Genomic DNA, 19431 nt, shown 5'->3' on the forward strand with positions numbered 1-19431 from the left:
TTTTGCCCCAAATACTTTCGGGGACGATCACTATTTATATTCTTGTCTTTTTTAGTAAATGGCCGCCGGCAGCCATCCCAAACTGTTGTTTGGGGCAACGCTTGGGGGCGCAACGTAATCTGCGGTATCCACTTCAAAGTTGCGATACACCAGGCATTCACTCGCCACAGTCAGCTGATCATCCACCTTATTTTGAGGAGTGACCGGAACAGCATCAATGGTTTCAAGCTGGGCGCGATTTGTGATGTGAGCTAAACCTGCGGTTTTATCCGCAGCCACCGACGCATCCCACGTTTCCCTTGAGGTGGGTATGACAGGTATAACCGCCTTAGAATCCTCCCACGCTTTTGGGCAAGCATTATTTTTAGCAGCGGTATACGGACCAGCGTCCACATTGCAGGCAAAGATGGCTAAAGCCAACGAGCTGATCAGCGGAAAACTTGTTTTAATAGTCACTATGGCGTCTCCCTACTATTGAATGAATATTGAATAGATTTCTGGGTATGAGCCCACGCAACGTCCTGGGTCTGCCCAAATGTAAACGCCTAATTTCTGACCGGATGCTTTGGCCGTTAGAATGAGCTTTCGATACTCTTCAAATTCAGGGTGCGTGGAGGTCATCGCGTAATAGTGAGCGCTTGCGCAACCAGCCGGATTTTCAAGTGTTCCTTCCATCATGAGATACGTCACCGTCCCTGCAACAGGGTAATACCGTTTTACATTTAAATGGCCTGTGTACTTGAGTTCAGCAAAACCTTGTGCTGACACGATCATCAATAGTAAAAACGCAAACGTTCTTTTAAACATCATCCTTTTCCTTTCTTGTAGGGTTAATCAACACAGACCGCAATGATTGAGGTCTGGTATTTTATTACTGATCTAATAATTCGTTTATTTCTTCGGGTGTAATACCCGTGGATTCTTCAACACGCTGCAATACGGGCGCGGGAATCGCTCCTTGATTTGATTGTTTCTGCGAGCCTTTCGCCAACAAATCATTGATCTGTTGCTCAGTCGGAATAGACTCTGGATCGGCCGCTAACTGGTCAAAAAGCTCAGCTCCTTTTTCCTCGCTTTCTTTCGCTAAAGCTAATTGATTTACAGCAACATCTGAGAGCTTAGGTATCGCCGACGCGGGCACGTCCGTCATTTTACTGGGCGCGTAGCCTTCTTCTAAGGCCACCATCTGCTTAAGAGCTTCTTCAGCTTCCCTTATTTTTTCGTCAGTCAAACGATCTTTCGCATCATAGTCAATTACAGGCTCGATAACCGCTGCAGCCGAATCTAATATTGCAGCACTCTTGGCTATAGAGGGCCCTAATTCGAGAGCTCGGGCTTCTTCAGTTTGCTCATGCTCGATCAATTGCATGTTCGCTGCGTACCACGCAACCTTGGGATTAACGATCAATGAACCATAGCGATACGAAGCCACTGCAATGAGAGCGAGATAAAACAATACGAAAATAAGTGCAATCGCCTTGAACAGCGAGTGTCGAAACAACGCGGGCATGAAAGCTGTCATCCTTTTACAATTAGTTATAGGCCTAAGCCTAGAGTAGGGTCGGAGACAGTATATTTAGCAAAATATATCAGTCAATACTAAAAATTAACAAAATTACAGATTCGCCAAGAAGCGAGACAGACGTCAATTTTTGGGTTTGATATAAAAGTAAGGCCCACATTTATGAACGTGGGCCTAATTGGTACGAACAAGTGATGAGGGCTATTGAGGATTCAAGCCCAAGGCCTCTAGGACCTTGAAAAAATTGGCCCTACGATCACCAATGCCATCAACAGCCCCAGATACAGGGCACGTAGCGTCAGGACAACCTCGATTCACAATGCCAGACACATCGTCGATGAATTTATTACCCGTCATGCCACCATCCACATAGGCTTTTAACTCATCGTAGTAGTTCCAGTTTGCGTAGGGACCAGAGTCAACGTTATACCCTTGGACTTCATTCATCCAGAAAAACAAACCTGCCACCCACTTAATTTCCTTATGCTCTTGTGTACTGCAAATTAATTCCGGGTTCGAACATAAGTCTAGATCGGCAAAAAGCGGGTTGCTTGGTGCTGCCTCCACAAATGTGCCTTCCACTGTTTGATTAATATTATCTGGGTCAACGTGACTTCTGCCTAAAAAGTGATTCAATTTACCAAAGTTCAGACGACCGGTGGTTTGAATAACACCCCTCCCCCACCAGCCACACCCTTCCAAGGACTTACCTGCACTGCCGTCCCATACAAAGCCGCCTGCTTTTTGCCCATCATAGATGGCGCATTCATCTCTTAGATAAGCGGGAGCTTGAGCATTAAATTCAGCCGTAGAGCTCGAACAATCAGGGCCACTGTAACTCCAACGTCCTACGCTTCCATTTACCAAAAGTCCTTTCTCTTGCAAGACGGCATCGGGCGCTGTAAACAAAGGCCCAGGCGCGCCATACCAAGACGCATGAGTCTTCGCCGTTATCTCCATTTTGGGATTTCTAGGACAAGAATAAGGATTATCACTTCCGTTCGCATTCATACCATAATCACCATAAACCTGCTGCAGCTGGCCACATGATGAGGACAAAGGATAGTTGACTGGGTCCCCGGTATTGATGGACCAGTTATTCTCATCGCACGCATCAAACTTAATCGTCTCCTTCATGCTTTGAGCAAGAAAAGCAGCGATAGCGACTTTCGCGTATTGAACGTTAGTCACTTCGTTCGCGTCAGGGTCAGTCAACCAGAATTTAACGCCGGCTATGCCTGTGTTATGCATCGGATTTAATGCGTCGAGAAAATCGGCCCATTTGTAGATGCTTGATGGAACCATCGCATTAGAAGGTGTTTCGTAGAGAAACACGGAGTTATTCATCACATTTTCAACACTATTGAGATCATTGTTGAGCGCGGCTATTGACGTTAAGGCCTGCGTATTAGAATCGGATTGAATATGATAAAGCGGGACCTGCCCTGCATTCTGATAGCGTTGTATCTTATTGCTCAACCAACCATTATCACCAGCCCCATTGGTAGCAATTGGCACCACGGCGGTAGTAGAACCACCGCCCCATAAAATAGCAAACACATTACTGTAAGCCGCGTGTCGCAATCGACTGGCACCCCAATCATAATTCGACTCTGTTTGTAACAGGTCTGCCACTGAGGACGAACCGTTGTACACCACCGGATTAAGCGGAATCGTCAGCACTTCTGACCGAATATTTAGCACCGAGGCACCGATGCTTTTATCTCCCATAAAGTAAGTTGCTGCACTAGACGCGTTATTTTCTATGTCGTAACTGCCGATTTCTTCATCATTACTGGGCAAATGACCGCCTGGAATCTGCCACAGCATTGCAGGGGTATCAACGCTATCCGTTATTTGTCGAACGTAAGTTAGATAGTTATCCCACTCCCGTGACCCAAATGCGTAGTTCGCTCTTCCTGTTGGAGAGAATCCGTCGCGCTCATACTTGTCAAACGCAATGAAGTCAGGTCGATACGAATTAGCTGTGTACGCCCCTATTGATTCAACAAATTCCGAGACACTTTTCGACGCTTCATTCCAAACCGCTTGCATGCCGCTGTAGCTATCATGCACCCAATTTGCACTTCCCGGGTTCCAAAGGTTCAAGACCCAACTAAAGGTCACGTCAGGACTGAAGGTTGATAACACTAGATTTTGCGACTGAACCCACCCTAAAATATTGTCATCCAAGGCAGCATCTATTTCAGACTTAATTCCCGCTAGATCATATAAACTGCTTAACGACGATGTTGCGCCCAAATTGTTACTAATAACGTAATCGGCGTCTGCTGAAATAGCCTCTTTTAAGGCTTGCCTAACTAGAATTGGAGTCCAATTTTCTGCGGTTCCGAATGCCGTGGCAAAAGATGAATCACGATTCTTTTGCCACTCACCAAACAAATCTGGATTGAGGATTATCGAACCTGGCGAAACATGGTTAGCGTCCTTGTAAGACTGCATCGTAGCAGCCTGACGAATTAAGTTTCGATAATGCATTACGAGGTTCGTATAGTTACTAATATCCTCGCTGGCAACCCCGCCATTACTCGCATTAGCGGTGTAAATTACTAAGACAGGATTAACTGATTTTCCACGCAAAGTTTCTACAGACCGCGACTGCTCGATGGTCTGACGAACAACCACTGGCTCGATTAGTGCACCACGATTTCCAGTGCCATCTCCTGCGTATTTAAATATTGAATCAACATCAGCCGCAGCTAAGTCAGCGGTAATAGCCGAAGAATTATCAGTTATCGTGCCCATTGCTAGCGTGCTCGGCCATCCAACAACTTCCAAGTTAACCGGATCCAACCGAGAAGGGGCAACGCTCGAACTCGATGGGGAAACCGATCCTTCACTGGTAGTAATTCCAATAACGCGAATGGCGCTGCCATCATAAGGGTCGCCATTTCCATCAGAAATCGCACCAGGATACAAAGTAATCGAACATGTCTGCCCTAGGCCACCAAACTGAGAATCGAGGTTTGCTCCCGAATAAGGCAGAGCTAAGACAGTCAATTGCTCACCAGTCTGGGTGTCAACCTCAAACGAATACTCAATTGGCGTCGGATCAACGCCCTCACAATTTAGATTGACACTGGTGAACGTTTGATAGGCAGCGATCGTAATCTTAGCCCCTTTTAAATCTACCTGTTCTGAACTCTGGTAAGTGAGTGTAATCACAGTGGTCCAGTTAATAGGGTCTGTCGTGGCCTGAGTAAACAAAGACAAAATTTCATTTGAGTCAGCGCCAACAACCGCGACTGTTCGAGTCACTGGAATAGCTTGGTTTCCTGCCGCATCAGCCGCGGTATACGTAATTGGATAAACGCCCACTGTTGAGGTATCAACCGCCCCCGACACAGCAACCACAACGTTCGCATCGACATTGTCTATCACGGTGTAACCCGGATCAGTAAATTCACTCCCCAACGACAACGAGACAGACGAAGAACCAAGCAACGATATCACCGGCGGCTGCGTATCAACAAATGCTTCAACAATAACGGTTCGAATCACCTCAACGGCCTGATTGCCCGCCGCATCAGATGCGTTGTAGCTCACACTGTAAGTGCCTATAACATCGCTGTTCACCGAACCACTGACGACTACCTCAACAGCGCCGTCTCGATTATCAACGCCCGTGGCACCAGGGTCATCAAACACCTCCCCAACGCCAATATTTATGGTATCAGCGCCAATCAACGTGATCATTGGCGGCAACACGTCTGCAACCACCAGCACTTCACGAACCTTAGACTCTGCAGCAAGACCATCGCTGTCCGTGGCGTTATAAGTAATTTGATACGTTCCTGCTGCTTGAGCGTTCACGACGCCGGAAGACACCACCCCCACAGAGCCATCCTTATCGTCAGTTGCCGATGCACCTGGGTCAGTAAACACATCTCCAACAAAGAGCGTAAATGGGTTGTCTCCTAATACGCTGATCACGGGCGCTTGGTTAACATTCGAGCCACCAGTAACAGTCACATTGCGACTGTTACTGGTTACACAACTTAAACCGTTGTCATCACATATTTCAACATAATATGTGTATTGACCTCCGACCTCTTTGGAGATGATGTGTTCGCCAAATTGCGCATTGGGGGAGTTGTCGGAAATGGTCGAACTGTAGATTTCAACTCCGTTTTCAAACAGCCGCCAGGACGTCGCATTGTCTCCCCACCACATGTCCCAACGAACTGCAAATTGGGTGGAAGCGTTTTGTGAGGCCGGCATCCAAGCCAAACTCGGGGTTCCGGGAGCCGCTGCCAAGATTTTTGGAAGCAGTGCAGATATGAACAGTAAAACTGGTACAAAAAATCGCGTAGGGTATCGGACCTTCATGTTTTTTCCTCTGATATACAGGGTATACGTGCCAGCCAATCTGGTCGCACTCTGCTTGATATTATTATTTTTAGATCGAATTTTTTCGTGGTCACTTTTCACAAAAATCATCTTTAACGTGAAACGATGAGTTCTTGAATTGGACCTTCTGCCAGCCACTTACGCTCAAAAAATCAAGCGTGGTTTTTAACAGACTACGGTGAGTATTTTCACTCACAAAAATTATTTAAACACCAATCAGACAACGTTGTCAATCAATTATGACAACGTTGCCATTTTTAACCTTAAGCCCATCTCTGTCCCCACCAATAGATCAGAAGCTTGGAAATAGTTTCTTCTACGATGCTGCTGGGCAAGAGGGGGGGGGAACGCCAAAAATCTCAAATTACTTATAATTAATAAAGACTTATATAGAATCCAATTCTTCCATCAATAGTAAAAGTATGGCTACAATAACGGCGTAGTTAAGGCCTGAAATAAGGTTTAAATTGGTCTCAGCGGCAATGAAATGCAAAGAGGCTCGAATCGTGGACGTGAACATGTAGCCGCTCTTCGACAGAATTGTCGTTAATCTCGCCTCACTGCCTTGTGAAAGCGAATTGGAACTCCGTGAAAGCAGCCACCCCCACAACTCAATCTACTAATAATTTCAGCCTACCTTTGGCGTTTTACAAAATACGATTACCCCTACCATTGGTTTCTCAATTCCCTGAGTTTTAAAAACACCTCTTCCTCGGTTGGCATACCCTGTAGATCCGGGAATTTGGCTCTTAGCGTCTCAATGACTTCATTATTATTTAACCTGAAAAATGCATTAACGAGCTTTTCCATCGCTATATTAGAGACAAAATGACTGTCCATAGGCCATTGTTCCATGGCCACTAGTAGGCTTCTTGCAGCCGCATTATTCGGTTCCCTATCCAAAGAAAACTGAAGGTTATTCACAATATAATCGTGCCCGGGAAAGATTCGCGTGTAGTCCGGCAACAAGAACAACTGATCTCTGAACGTCTGATACATCGTCTCTGGATTACCGCCATTGTGGCAATTGCCTACACCTGCATTAAACAAAGTGTCACCGCTAAACAATGCTGGCATTTGTTCTGTTGTTTCGAAATCTCCTTTGCCCATGTAGTAGAGGCAAGTGTGGCAAAAAGTATGCCCCGGTGTGTCCAATGCAATTAGCTCAACTGAGGTGCCAATCTGAACCGCATCACCAGCTTTAAGGCCTTCATCGACATTCGGTATTTTATCCAATGCCTGGTGGTGTGCAAAAAGCGTGGCGCCGGTAGCTTGAATCACTTTTTCGTTACCTCCAATGTGATCATGGTGTTCATGCGTATTAATAACGCCACGAATTGTCCAGCCAAGCTGTTGCGCTCGGCTAAGTAAAAGTTCGTGATCAAGCGGGTCAATCGCTGCGGCTTCTCTGGTTTCAGGGCACGCAACCAGATACATGTAATTACGTAAACTGTTATTGACACTAATTTGCTCGACTAACATACGACACCTACTAAAAAATGGGATAAAACAAGGCTTAGGAACCAATACTCAACGCCGTGTTAATGATAGACTTCACGCCGTTAATTTATTCCAAGCATACCTTTTCTCATGGCGCTAATCACTTTAAAAGATGTCAATATCAGCTTTGGCGCTGACGCTATTCTAGACAATGCAAATTTAACAATCGAAGCCAATGAAAGAATCGGTTTGATTGGTCGTAACGGAGCAGGCAAGTCAACTCTGCTCAAGCTCATAGACGGTGAGATATTACCCGATGATGGTGAGCTGATTAGGCAACAAAGCATCATCACTGGCCGCTTAATTCAAGAAGTTCCTAACGACCTAGACTATGACATTCGGAGTGTTATTGCGTTGGGTGACGAGAAACGAGGCCCCAAACTCGCCGAGTTCTATGTCGATGATAACTCTGATAATAACGCTAACGATACGCTGCAAGCAGAGCTCAACGAACTGGATGCGTGGTCGCTTGACCATCGAGTTCAGGTCTTATGCTCGAAATTTGACCTTAACGGTGATCAACGCTTCTCATCTCTATCGGGAGGGATGAAACGCCGTGTTCTAATGGCCCGCGCCCTGGTCAAAGAACCCGATATTGTCTTGTTAGATGAACCAACTAACCACTTGGATATTGACACCATTCTGTGGCTTGAGAACTTGCTCTTAGGACTAAATGTGACGCTGATTATTGTGTCCCATGACCGCAGTTTTATCGACCGTTTATGCACCCGAATTGTTGAGCTGGACCGAGGTATGATCACCTCTTATCCTGGCAACTTTAATACTTACATTTCTTCAAAAGCGAAGGCCATCGAAGAAGAAGAACGCCATAATGCCAAGTTTGATAAGCGGCTCTCACAAGAAGAAGTGTGGATAAGACAAGGTATTCAAGCACGTCGAACTCGCAACGAAGGCAGAGTGCGCGCTTTAAAAAAGATGCGTGACGAACGAAGGCAGCGCCGAGAGAGACAGGGCACAGCGAGCATTAATCTCAACCAAGGCGGAAAGTCTGGCAAGGTCGTAATCGAAGCCAAAAATCTTCATGCTGAATTCGACAAAAAAGTCATTATCGACGATTTTTCATGCCGAATTTTGCGAGGTGACAAAGTCGGAATTATCGGCCCCAACGGCTGCGGAAAGTCGACGCTAATAAAGGCATTAACCGGCGAAACTGAGCCACAGCGCGGCGAAGTAAAGATTGGCACGTCTCTGCAAATTGCCTATTTAGATCAACATCGCTCAGCCATCCGTGATGACCTAAGCGTGCAGGATAATGTGTCAGGGAATACGGAAATCGAGATTAATGGTCAAAGGAAGCATATTATGGGCTATCTACAGGACTTTCTGTTCAGCCCAGCCCGGGCACGAGCACCTGCTGCCAAGCTGTCTGGTGGTGAACGAAACCGCCTAATGCTGGCCAAGCTTTTTACTCAGCCATTCAATTTTTTGGTACTTGATGAACCAACCAATGACCTGGACTATGAAACGCTCGAATTATTAGAGCAGCTATTAATGGACTACAGTGGCACACTCCTATTGGTGAGCCACGACAGAACCTTTTTAGATAACGTTGTGACGAGCACTATTGCGTTTGAAGGTGACGGCAAGGTATTTGAATATATTGGTGGCTATGAGGACTGGCTAAGACAAAAACGAGACGAAGCCAAAATGGCTAAACCCTCATCAATTATTGGTGATAGCACAGACAGCCAAGTCCAAAACAACGCTCAACCCAAGACTCCGATCAAGCCTGGTCCGGCCGTTAAAGCAAAGAAATTAAGTTACAAACTGCAGCGAGAACTTGATTTAATGCCGCAAAAGATCGACGACTTAGAGAAAAAGATAGAATCTTTGACGCAAGAAATGGCTAGGCCCGAGTTTTACCAACAGGATGCGTCAAAAATAACCGAGGTTGGCAATACACTTAAATCACAGCAAGAAGACTTAGAAGCGTGTTTTACACGCTGGGAAGAGCTGGAAGAAATGTAGAGGCCAAACTCCAGTGCAAACCACACTGTATATAATCGGCTTTTTCTTATTAGGGTCGTTGGCGCGTAAATACATTAGTGCCCCCTCCCGTGTTGTCGGCTGGATGAATACCTACATCATTTATCTGGCAATGCCGAGTATTATCTTACTCAAAATACCGGCGCTGAGTTTCGATTCTCAAATGTTGATTCCTGCAGGTTTTGCTTGGGCTTGGGCTGCCATCGGATGCATTTTGATGCTTTGCATCTCTAGAATATTTAAGTTTCCAAAACCATTAGAAGGGGCCGTCATTTTACTCACAGTATTGGGTAATACTTCATTCTTGGGTTACCCAATGGTCCAAGCATACTTCAGTGACGAGGTGCTCAACTACGCCATTATTTACGATCAAGTTGGTAGCTTCCTCATGTTGAGTACCGTGGGTGTGGTGATTATCTCGCTCTATTCCCCATCTTCAAGCGGCAATACTGTCAGCCTTTTGAGCGTGCTTAAGAAGGTTTTATCTTTCCCTCCATTCATTGCTCTGTTAGTCGCTGCAATGCTACCCAAGCAGCCTTTCGCCGTTGACCTTGCGATGACGCTAACATTGTTAGGCAGCACCCTGATGCCTGTCGCGCTTGTGGTCATTGGATTGCAATTTCAACCGCAATTATTACCTGAACACAGAGTCCCGCTGGGAGCCGCGGTAACGACAAAAATGATACTGGCACCCATGCTGGCGTATGCCGCCCTTAACTGTCTTAATACCAGTGAAGCGGTCATGCAAGCCACAATTTTTGAATCAGCAATGCCAAGCATGATCACGCCCGGCATCATGGCAATCCAAGCCGGCTTAGCGCCACGCTTTTGCGCCACGCTTTTGGGCTACAGCACTTTGTTCTCCTTTGCTTGGTTGCCTTTAATCGCGGCCATAATCCATTGACCCGCTTTCAGCTACTGCCCTTACTCTCTAAACTTTGGAAAAGTACTGGATGATGTCATCTGACTCATACATCCACTCTGAACTTCCGTTCTCTGATTCAATAAGCAAACAAGGCACTTGCGTTTTTCCACCTCCTTGCATCAAATCAGAAGCGTGTTGACGGTCAGAGGTACTGCGAAGCTCAATATCTAGATCCTCACGGTTACGAAGATTGATCAGAACTTTTTGACAAAAATAACAGTACTTGCTGTAGTAAAGAGAATGGGTTTTGTTCATGGCTGCACTTTATAGTAAAAGGCCCACGCTTTCGCAATGGGCCCATAGTCCAATAATTTAAGACTATTAAGATCTTAGTGAATTGAAGAAGACCTTATATTATGAGGTTTTCTTACCTTCGGCATCAGCCTGGCTTACAACTTCAATTAACTCCACTTCAAATACCAAAGCCTGATTCGGACCAATTGTTGGAGGAGCATTCTCTCCGTATGCCTGGCTAGCTGGGATAAACAGCGTATACTTAGCGCCCTCTTTCATCGCTTGCAAGCCTTCACTAAATCCTGGAATGACGCCGCTCACAGGGAAATCTGCAGGCGTACCACGATCGTATGAGCTGTCAAACTTTGTTCCGTCTATCAACTTTCCTTCATAGTGAACTTTAACTGTATCAGTGTCAGAAGGTTGCTTACCTTTACCCGCTCGAACAACTTTATATTGGAGCCCACTTTCAGTCGTGACAATGCCTTTTTCTTTGGCGTTCTTTTCCATAAAGGCAGCGCTGGTAGCTGAGTTCTTTGCGATCATCGCTTGATACTCATCTTGCATTTTCTGCTGATAGGCTTGTTGCACCTGGACCATGTCTTCTTCCGACATCTGCAAGTCCGTACCGCTGAATACATCTCGAAATGCCGCTTCAATTGCGTCCACATCAATGGATGAATCCAAACCGCCACGCTTCATATCCGACGCAATTCTCACTCCGTACATATAACCAAGTTTAGAGGCTTCATTTGAAAGATCTATTTTACTTCCAGCCTGAACAGCCTTTGAATCGGCAAATGCAACGTTAGACACGGGCAACAAGCCAGAGCCAACGTATGCCGTTCCAACCATGGCCACCATTCCAGCGGCTACGGTCATTTTTTTCTTGAAATTCATTATATTCTCCACAAGTGGTATTTCTAATTTTAATATTGTTAAGAAAGGTTCCGTTTCTAACGCAAGAGGCGTCACGCCTCTTGCATAGTAGTCAATTTTCGCCAGCGCCAGGTCCAATAACGGGCCCGCTACCGCTGGAATCTTACAACGAAAAACATGTCATCAACACATTCTCGCCGTTTTGTAACCTACCCAGCGACAGTTGGGTCTTGCAGACAAATCAAGAAGCCGTTTCCGACATTTGTTTATCTTCAACTTCTCGCTGAAACTCTTCAATAAACTGCTCTAAAGGCATTACGGTTTGCGCTTTACTGCCAAACCTGCGAACCGCTACCGTGCCTTCCTCAGCTTCGCGCTTACCAATACATAAGATCGCTGGAACTTTTTGCAAGCTGTGTTCTCTAACTTTGTATCCAATCTTCTCATTGCGTAAGTCAACATCAGCACGAAGTCCGGCATTTCTCAATGCATTGGCCACTTCCTGAGCATAGTCATTAGCATCGGTAACAATCGTCGCGACCATGGCTTGCTGAGGAGCCAACCAAGCTGGCAATGCACCAGCATGCTGTTCGATGAGTATGCCAAGGAAACGTTCTAACGAACCCAGAATGGCTCGATGAAGCATGACGGGAACTTGTTTGGAACCGTCTTCAGCAATGTATTCAGCACCCAGTCGGCCCGGCATTGAGAAGTCCACCTGAACCGTGCCGCACTGCCATAGACGGCCAATGCAATCCTTCAATGAAAATTCTATTTTGGGTCCGTAGAAAGCACCCTCACCAGGTTGCAGTTCCCAGTCTAGTCCGTTGTCATTCAGAGCTAACTCTAACGCTTCTTCCGCTCTATCCCAATCCTCGTCACTGCCTACTCGTTGCTCTGGGCGAGTAGATAACTTATAAACTATCTCTTCGAATCCAAAATCGGCGTAAACCTCATGAAGAAAATCAATAAATTCCTTCACCTCTTCTTGGATTTGATCTTCTGTACAAAAGATATGAGCATCATCTTGTACAAAGCTTCGCACTCTCATTATCCCGTGTAAGGCACCCGACATCTCGTTTCGGTGACATGAGCCAAACTCAGCTAAACGCAGCGGCAAATCACGATAACTTTTCAAGCCCTGATTAAAAACCTGAACATGACAGGGGCAGTTCATCGGCTTTATCGCGTAATTTCTATCGTCTGTTGATAAGGTAAACATGTCATCACCGAACTTAGAGGCGTGGCCGGACTTTTCCCATAAAGAAATATCCACCACTTGCGGCGTCCTAATTTCTTGGTAACCGCGCTCGTATTGCTTGGCTCCCATATACTGCTGAACGGCTTGATAGACAGCCCAGCCTTTGGGGTGCCAGAATACGCTTCCAGGCGCTTCGTCCTGGATATGAAATAGATCCAGCGCTTTTCCAAGCTTACGGTGATCTCGCTTCTCAGCCTCCTCCATGCGTTTTAGGTAGGCCTTAAGTTGCTTTTTATCTGACCATGCCGTTCCGTAAATTCGTTGTAGTTGTGCATTATTCGAGTCGCCACGCCAATACGCTCCAGCTAATTTCGTTAGCTTAAAACCGTCCCTTAAGATACCGGTACTGGGTAAATGTGGCCCACGACAAAGGTCCAAAAATTCACCTTGGCGATAGACGGTAATGGTTTCACTCTCTGGTAGATCAGAAATTATTTCCGCCTTGTAGACTTCTCCAATACTCTTAAAATACGAAATTGCTTCATTTCGATCCCAAACCTCGCGTTCGATGGTTTCATTTCGCTTTACGATCTCCTTCATCCGGCCTTCAATTTTATCCAAATCTTCTGGCGTAAATGCTTCATCTCGAGCAAAGTCATAATAGAATCCATTCTCAATGGACGGCCCGATAGTCACTTGGGTCTCAGGGTATAATTCCTTTACGGCTTCGGCCATCACGTGTGCTGCATCATGACGCAGCACCTCCAAACCTTCTTCCGTATCACGCGTAATAATGTCGACCGTAACGTCGGTGGTGATTTCACGACTCAAATCCCATTGTTCACCGTTAACGTTAATAGCAACAGCGTTGCGGCGCAAACCACTGCTGATACCATTGGCAATTTCAATTCCAGTAGTGGGCGCTTCAACTTGTTTTACAGCACCGTCTGGAAAGGTAATATTGATCGACATGTTTTTATTTTCACTGTGTGTTTTTTGTTAAACTGGATGACGCTGGTTACTTAAACTTGTGGCCCTGTACAATGCTCTAAAATAGTACATACAAACATCCATACGGCAGCCTATCGCCTAGGTTCCGACGCCAAGCCGCTTATTGTAGCCCAAACAACAGAAAACAAAACACCGAAAGACCTTTATTCCTGATGAATCTGGTCAATACACTTCACACTATTTATTCGTTATGACTCAAATCTCCATTACTAAGCCAGATGATTGGCACCTACATTTTCGCGATGGCGAGATGCTTAACGAAACGGTTCCTGCGACTGCAAGATGCTTTAAACGCGCCATCGTGATGCCAAACTTGGTGCCACCGGTCACGACTAAGGCTCAAGCTCTAAGTTATCGCAACCGAATTCTTCAAGCATCAGACGTAGACAGCTTCACGCCACTGATGACGCTTTACCTCACCAATGAAACCACTCCCAGCATGATCAAGGAAGCGGTTAGCGAAGAAATACCCGCTGCGAAACTCTACCCAGCCGGAGCCACCACGAATTCGGATGCAGCCGTAAGTGGTATTGAAGCTCTGTATCCAGTTTTCGAAAGCATGAGCGATGCCGGCATGCTACTTTTAATTCATGGTGAAGTTACGGATTCACATGTCGATATTTTTGATCGTGAAAAGCTGTTTATAGAACAACACCTAGCCCCCATTCACGATCGCTTTCCAGATTTGAAGATAGTCTTTGAACATATTACCACCGCCGACGCGGCGGATTTCGTATTGTCGTGTGATCAACATGTTGCTGCCACCATAACGCCTCAACACCTACTCTTGAATCGTAACGACCTTCTAGTTGGCGGCATACGCCCACATAACTATTGCTTACCCGTGCTAAAGCGCAACGTTCACCAACGGCGCCTACAAGAAGTAGTGTCTTCTGGCTCATCGAAGTTTTTCCTAGGCACTGATTCGGCACCGCATACTAAACACACAAAGGAGAGTGCTTGCGGTTGCGCTGGCTGCTACTCTGCGTGGAGCGCAATTGAACTCTACGCTCAAATATTCGACGACCTCGGCGCTCTGGACAAGCTCGAAGGATTCGCAAGCCACCACGGCCCAGATTTTTACGGATTGAGCCGCAATTCAGGACACATCACGTTAACCAAAACAAGTTGGCGTGTGCCTGAAAAAATCACCTTAAAAAATGGCGATGATATTGTTCCCTTTTACGCGGGCCAAGAACTCAACTGGAAATTGTCAACGTAAAAGTCAGACCTAAGCCTGTTTGTTTATGCGCATAAGTGTGCTAAAACAATCACATAACCTAATAACAACACTGAATAAATCTGTACTGGGGGCATTAAATGGCTGAATTTTTCACCATTGCTAATTTGGTTGACCTAACTTTACTAATCGCGCTGCAAGCGGTTTTAGGATTCGACAACTTACTTTACATCTCATTGGAAAGCCAACGCGCTCCATTGGAAAAGCAAAAACAAGTCCGCTTCTGGGGAATCGTGCTTGCCGTTGTTTTTCGAATTGTATTGCTATTCCTGCTATTAAAGATGATAGCCGCATTTCAACAAGAACTCTTCCGAATACATTGGGAGGGCGTGATTCACGCCACCTTTACCTTACATGCCATCATTGTGCTGTTTGGCGGAGTGTTCATTCTCTACACAGCGATGAAGGAGATTCTCCACATGATGACCTTAGAAGAGTCTCATGCACAAGAGCGCAGCCCCAAGTCTATTGGAAGCATTATTTTTTGGATTGTAGCGATGAACGTGGTCTTCTCGTTCGACTCTATTCTTAGCGCAATGGCCGTCACCAAAGTCTTCTATACGATGGCAACCGCCATCATCATCGGAGGTATATTGATGGTTGCACTTGCAGACACGGTTTCTGAGTTCCTTAAAAAGAATCGAATGTATGAGGTAATGGGATTATTCATCCTGTTCCTTGTTGGTGTAATGCTGCTTTCTGAGGGCGGCCACCTTTCTCATATGACATTATTTGGCAACGAAGTCATACAAATGTCTAAAACAACATTCTATTTTGTTCTTACGGTGTTGATAGTTAGTGACATAGTTCAAAGTAGATACCAGAAAAAACTTAACCAAATGAAACAGATGAGCTCAAATAAGTAAGAAAGAAGAGTGAAATCTGTGAAATAGCGTAATAAGCGCACCGAGCAGCATGCTTAGACCATCCGCTCGGTGCTATGATTACTAGACAAATAATAAATTAAATTCTAAAAATTCGGAGGCAATATGTCTGAGCAGGCTCAAGCCCCATCTGTTTTATTAATTTCAGATGATTCAAATGTTGTTGAATCCATTATCAATGGAAATTCAACTGAACTCACAATCAATGCTAGGGAAACGGTTGATGAGGTTTTAAAACAACAGGACTTACTCGATGGTAATGCCATCATAATTTTAGATTGCGATAGCAGTGGGAACACTGAAAAGGCAATCGAGCAAGCGGTTCAGCTGAAAAAAGCGGACCCAACGCAGGTACTCATGCTTGTTGGCGAAAAAGAACCTTTGGCTGAAATTTTGAAGTCAAACATTCAGCCAATCGTGTATCGAGCTTTTAACAAGCCAATCAGTGGAAACCAAGTTTTCCTAGCGTTTAAGTCTGCATTGTCTGTTCACGAAGAGTTGGTTGCAAAGCAAGAGGCTGGCGAAGACATCATGGTTGTCGGTCCTGCTGAAAACCAAGCAAACCTTGATCAGCTCGCAGCTCAGAAAAAAACTAGCCCCGCGGTATACGCTGCCATCGGCGTTGTTGCGTTAGGCTTAATCGCGTTTCTTTTCTTGGGTGGCGATGATGAACAACCACAACAAGTTGTGGTTGATAACTCTCTGAACATAGAACAAGAAGCCGAGCAAGAGATCAATCAAGCTGTTAGCCAAACCAATGAATTAAACCAGTTTGCAGCAAACGCGATATTAGACGGGCGGTATATCGAGCCAGAAAGCGATAACGCGCTTCATTATTACAATCAAGCGTTGCAAATTGACCCTTACGATACAGTAGCCTACGAAGGCAAAAAGACTGTAGCCGCAGCGGTTCGTGCTAATTACGATACGCTGGTTGCCGAATCCAAGTTCGACCAAGCGTTGAAAGCCATTAACGCTTTGAGAGAGATTGAACCTCTAAACTTAGAAAATGACCAATTGAGTGAGAGCTTAAGCCAAGCGATCACCGAACGAGTTAAAGAAGTTCAAGCCAACGGCACCAAAGAAGAGATCGATGCGACTACCGCTACGTTAGCTAGACTTGGTGAGTTTGATTCCGAAAACAGTGCGTCCAAAGCACTTCAAGAAGAACAAAACCTACTTGACGAAATTGACGATGCTATTGCTGGCGGAAACCTGGTTCCACCTAAGAAGGGCAACGCCTACCAAATGGTGTCATCCGCATTAAAGGGCAATAAGATTAGCCGTGCCAACTCAGAGCCGCGTGTTCAGCTGTTAAGCGATAAGTTATTAGCGCTTGCTAACACGAGCTTAGGAAAAGATAATTTGGAAGAAGCGGTTAAGCTCTCAGCATTGTTAAAGCGGATTAACCTAAATTCAGATAACCCTGGAATCACAAAGCTCAATGACAGCATTAAGTCAAAACGAGCCGCGATCGCCGCAGCTAATGCGGCTGAAGAAGAAAAAGCTGCTCCAGTGGAGGAAGTTGCGAAGGTTGAAGAGATCAAACCTGAGCCGCCTAAAATTATTCCGGCCAAGGTTATTTCTCGTTCACCTCCGCGCTACCCTAACCGTGCCCTTAAAAGCAACACAGAAGGTTGGGTGCAAGTTCGATTCTCGATCACAAAAGAAGGCATACCGGTCGATATTGAGGTTGTTGACTCAAAACCTAAAAAGGTATTCGACGATGCCGCTGTGAAGTCTGTCAAAAAGTGGCGCTTTTCTCCCGCTCGCAATCAGCGTACGGGCCTTCCTGTCGACAGTAAAAACATTTCAACCAAGGTTCAGTTCCGTCTTGGCTAGTTTTACTTTATAGGCATTCATAAAAAAGCCCGGCTAAAAAGCCGGGCTTTTTTTATGCGTGCCTTTAAGCTCGCATCCAATCTTAGAAAATCAAGGAAAAGAGCCTATCGAGTTCATTACGGCACACTCTTTAGATCAGCTTACTTAACAGCAGCTCAGTGGAGGGATCGAACTCAGTCCCTGTTGCCCGTTTGTTATCAATCAAAGGCCTAACTTGTTTCGCAAGACGCTTACCAAGCTCAACCCCCATTTGGTCAAAGGAATTAATATTCGTCAACACGCCTCCAAAGAATACTCTATGCTCATAGAATGCCAACAGAGCACCAAGCGCCGTTGGTGTTAATCGCTCTAACAGGATGGTAAGCGACGGACGATCACCGGAAAACACTTTCGCTTTTTTAGCCGCGTCAGATAAGCCTTCATCACCGTGTATGGCTTCTACAGTGCTTAAATCTTGGCCTTCGAGTAGTGCGGCAGTTTGTGCGATGCCATTCGCCAACAGTTCATTATGATGTTCGGTTAAATCATGGTCCGGTGTTTTGACCAAAATAAATTCTGAAGGGATGAGTGAAGTCCCTTGGTGGAGCATTTGAAATACGGAATGCTGCACATCTGTCCCGACGCCACCCCACACGACCATAGATGTTTTTTGCTCACATGGCTCTCCGTCTCTAGTGCGGTCTTTACCGTTGCTCTCAGTTTCGAGCTGTTGTAAATAATCAACGAGAGAACGAAACCTAAAGTCGTAAGCAAATATTGCCTTCGAGCCGACGTCCATATAGTTGGCATAATAATGATCTAGGATAGCCGCTTGAAAACACACATTATCTTTCAGGTCAGCTTGATAAAAGTGCTTATCCATACTCGCAGCACCGATAAGGAATTCGTCAAACCTATCTTTTCCTAGAACCAACGCGGCTGAAAGAGACACGGAAGACCAGACAGAGTACCGACCACCGACCCACTCCGGAAAAGTGACAACGTTCTCGTCTGGAAGACCATAGTGCGAGGCTTGTTCCGGGTTTGCTGTAACACCAAAGAAATTACTAAGTGGATCAGTTACCCCGTTGTCCTTAAACCATTGGCAAATTGAGTCTAAATTCTTCAACGTCTCTGCGGTAGTAAAGGTCTTAGAAACTCCTATCACCAACGTTGTTTGAACGTCGCATTTCGCGAATACGTTCATCAATTGATGCGCATCTATGTTTCCTATAAAGTGAATCTGTCTATGCTCATTTGCGTCTTGAAGTGCCTCGAACAATAGCTGTGTGCCTAGAGACGAGCCCCCAATGCCCACGTGAATAATGTCTTTAATCGGCTTGCTACGCTGATCCAAGGCCTGCTCGATTCGAGCAAATTGCTCGGCAAAGCCCTGTTGAGCTAATTTGGCTTCTTGCAATACAGAAGGCTCTTTAGTCGCGATTCCTTGATTGCTTGAATCTCTGAGCAAAGTATGAAGAACCGATCGCTCTTCGGTGTTGTTTATCTTCTCACCGGCCAAAAAGTCTTTTCTTGCGGCCACCAAACTAATTTCATCGGCGTACTTTAGATACGTATCGACTAATTCTTGGTCAATATGTGATTTGCTAAAGTCAAAAAATAGATCGTCCAATTGCTTGGAAAAACGATTCGCGCGCTGTTCGTCCTTTTCAAACTTAGACTTAATGCCCATGGATTCATCAGCCGATGCTTTATTAGCCAAGATTGCGCTTATTTCATTAGATAGATGCGATTGCATATTTGGTACTTATGAGGATAGTTAGTTAAGGGGAGCCCGCGAATTATACTAGACTACTGACTGCCTTATAGTATCAA

The 19431-nt window shown here is 45.5% G+C and carries 15 protein-coding genes and 1 pseudogene; 5 read left to right on the forward strand and 11 right to left on the reverse strand.

Going from position 1 to position 19431, the window contains the following annotated elements; all coding sequences use genetic code 11:
• Positions 1-51: 51 nt before the first annotated feature.
• The 7 genes and pseudogenes from ABWW54_RS00440 to ABWW54_RS00470 form a co-directional block, all read right to left on the reverse strand.
• Positions 52-456, reverse strand: a complete 405-nt coding sequence (locus ABWW54_RS00440) for a hypothetical protein (RefSeq protein WP_353408964.1) — start codon at positions 454-456, stop codon at positions 52-54.
• Between the two features lie 15 nt (positions 457-471).
• Positions 472-810: a hypothetical protein gene (locus ABWW54_RS00445; protein WP_353408966.1), complete on the reverse strand. Its 339-nt coding sequence runs from the start codon at positions 808-810 to the stop codon at positions 472-474.
• A 61-nt stretch (positions 811-871) separates the two neighbouring features.
• Positions 872-1510, reverse strand: coding sequence for a hypothetical protein (locus ABWW54_RS00450; RefSeq protein WP_353408968.1), 639 nt, complete (start codon positions 1508-1510; stop codon positions 872-874).
• A 213-nt stretch (positions 1511-1723) separates the two neighbouring features.
• Positions 1724-4321 (reverse strand): chitodextrinase precursor, encoded by a 2598-nt coding sequence (locus ABWW54_RS00455; protein WP_502907753.1) that lies wholly within the window; start codon positions 4319-4321, stop codon positions 1724-1726.
• Between the two features lie 471 nt (positions 4322-4792).
• Positions 4793-5983: pseudogene (locus ABWW54_RS00460) on the reverse strand (immunoglobulin-like domain-containing protein); the annotation flags it as partial.
• A gap of 295 nt (positions 5984-6278) precedes the next feature.
• Entirely contained in the window at positions 6279-6413 is a 135-nt protein-coding gene (locus ABWW54_RS00465; protein ID WP_353408970.1) for a hypothetical protein, read from the reverse strand.
• Positions 6414-6559: 146 nt separating this feature from the next.
• Positions 6560-7375: a hydroxyacylglutathione hydrolase gene (locus ABWW54_RS00470; protein ID WP_353408972.1), complete on the reverse strand. Its 816-nt coding sequence runs from the start codon at positions 7373-7375 to the stop codon at positions 6560-6562.
• 108 nt (positions 7376-7483) lie between these two features.
• Between ABWW54_RS00470 and ABWW54_RS00475 the strand changes: the two genes are divergently transcribed.
• Together ABWW54_RS00475 and ABWW54_RS00480 are read left to right on the forward strand one after the other, a co-directional pair.
• A complete protein-coding gene (locus tag ABWW54_RS00475) occupies positions 7484-9382 on the forward strand; it encodes an ATP-binding cassette domain-containing protein (RefSeq protein WP_353408974.1) in 1899 nt (632 codons plus the stop codon).
• Positions 9383-9395: 13 nt separating this feature from the next.
• Positions 9396-10304, forward strand: coding sequence for an AEC family transporter (locus ABWW54_RS00480; protein ID WP_353408976.1), 909 nt, complete (start codon positions 9396-9398; stop codon positions 10302-10304).
• 27 nt (positions 10305-10331) lie between these two features.
• Here ABWW54_RS00480 and ABWW54_RS00485 read toward each other — a convergent pair whose 3' ends face one another.
• From ABWW54_RS00485 to thrS, 3 genes are all read right to left on the reverse strand, one after another.
• Positions 10332-10580 carry a glutathione S-transferase N-terminal domain-containing protein gene (locus tag ABWW54_RS00485; protein ID WP_353408978.1) on the reverse strand — a complete coding sequence of 83 codons (249 nt, stop codon included), beginning with the start codon at positions 10578-10580 and terminating at the stop codon, positions 10332-10334.
• 99 nt (positions 10581-10679) lie between these two features.
• Positions 10680-11459 carry a BamJ family beta-barrel-assembly machinery protein gene (gene bamJ, locus ABWW54_RS00490; RefSeq protein WP_353408980.1) on the reverse strand — a complete coding sequence of 260 codons (780 nt, stop codon included), beginning with the start codon at positions 11457-11459 and terminating at the stop codon, positions 10680-10682.
• Positions 11460-11679: 220 nt separating this feature from the next.
• Positions 11680-13611: a threonine--tRNA ligase gene (gene thrS, locus ABWW54_RS00495; RefSeq protein WP_353408982.1), complete on the reverse strand. Its 1932-nt coding sequence runs from the start codon at positions 13609-13611 to the stop codon at positions 11680-11682.
• A gap of 229 nt (positions 13612-13840) precedes the next feature.
• Between thrS and pyrC the strand changes: the two genes are divergently transcribed.
• From pyrC to ABWW54_RS00510, 3 genes are all read left to right on the forward strand, one after another.
• On the forward strand, positions 13841-14872 hold the full coding sequence (pyrC, locus tag ABWW54_RS00500) for a dihydroorotase (RefSeq protein ID WP_353408984.1): 1032 nt from the start codon (positions 13841-13843) through the stop codon (positions 14870-14872).
• Positions 14873-14970: 98 nt separating this feature from the next.
• Positions 14971-15756, forward strand: a complete 786-nt coding sequence (locus tag ABWW54_RS00505) for a TerC family protein (protein WP_353408986.1) — start codon at positions 14971-14973, stop codon at positions 15754-15756.
• A gap of 123 nt (positions 15757-15879) precedes the next feature.
• Positions 15880-17616, forward strand: coding sequence for an energy transducer TonB (locus tag ABWW54_RS00510; RefSeq protein ID WP_353408988.1), 1737 nt, complete (start codon positions 15880-15882; stop codon positions 17614-17616).
• Positions 17617-17746: 130 nt separating this feature from the next.
• Here ABWW54_RS00510 and pgi read toward each other — a convergent pair whose 3' ends face one another.
• Complete coding sequence (gene pgi, locus ABWW54_RS00515; protein ID WP_353408990.1) at positions 17747-19354, reverse strand: glucose-6-phosphate isomerase; 1608 nt, start codon at positions 19352-19354, stop codon at positions 17747-17749.
• Positions 19355-19431: the final 77 nt, after the last annotated feature.

The organism is Arenicella sp. 4NH20-0111 (assembly GCF_040366405.1).
Classification (GTDB): domain Bacteria; phylum Pseudomonadota; class Gammaproteobacteria; order Arenicellales; family Arenicellaceae; genus Arenicella.